At 62.6% G+C, this 746-nt stretch carries 1 protein-coding gene; it reads left to right on the forward strand.

Going from position 1 to position 746, the window contains the following annotated elements:
• Positions 1-2: 2 nt before the first annotated feature.
• On the forward strand, positions 3-746 hold a 744-nt coding region (gene istB / locus GWC77_RS28085; protein WP_173262850.1), incomplete at its 3' end, for an IS21-like element helper ATPase IstB.

Consider the following 746-nt stretch of genomic DNA (forward strand, 5'->3'; position numbering starts at 1 on the left):
CCATGCCAGCCTTGACCCCGCATCTGAAGCAACTGCGCCTGTCCGGCATCCTCGACTCGCTGGAGGCGCGCAATCGCCAAGCGATCGATGCGAAGCTCTCTTACATCGACTTCCTCGCGCTATTGATCGAAGACGAAGTCGCCCGGCGCGAGCAGAAGAAGTTTGCGCTACGCATGCGACGCGCCGCCTTCCGCACCAGCAAGACACTTGAGCAATTCGACTTCGATCGGCTGCCGCAACTGAACCGTGCCCTGGTACACGATCTGGCCGGCGGCCGTTACCTGGGCGAACACGCACCCGTGCTCATCGTCGGGCCTTGCGGTACTGGTAAAAGCCATTTGGCGCAGGCCCTCGGTCATTGCGCCGTGCGTCAGGGAGTGGACGTGCTGTTCACCACCTGCACCCAGCTCACCACGAGCTTGAACGCAGCACGCGCCACCGGCGCCTACGAGCGTCGGCTCGCCAGCTTAATGCGCGTCGAATTGTTGATCATCGATGACTTTGGACTCAAACCGCTGCGTCCGCCCGCCGACGAGGATCTGCACGAACTGATCGCCGAGCGTTACGAGGCCGCTTCCACCATCGTCACGAGCAACCTCGATCTGACCGAATGGGACCAGGCGTTCCCGGCTAACCGCTTGCTGGCCTCCGCTACGCTCGACCGCTTGCGCCACAACGCCTACTGCCTCGTGCTCGACGGACACTCATACCGCAGCCCAAGGCACCTGCCGGAGCATCACTTGAAC

The organism is Paraburkholderia sp. NMBU_R16, from assembly GCF_013282575.1.
Lineage (GTDB): Bacteria > Pseudomonadota > Gammaproteobacteria > Burkholderiales > Burkholderiaceae > Trinickia.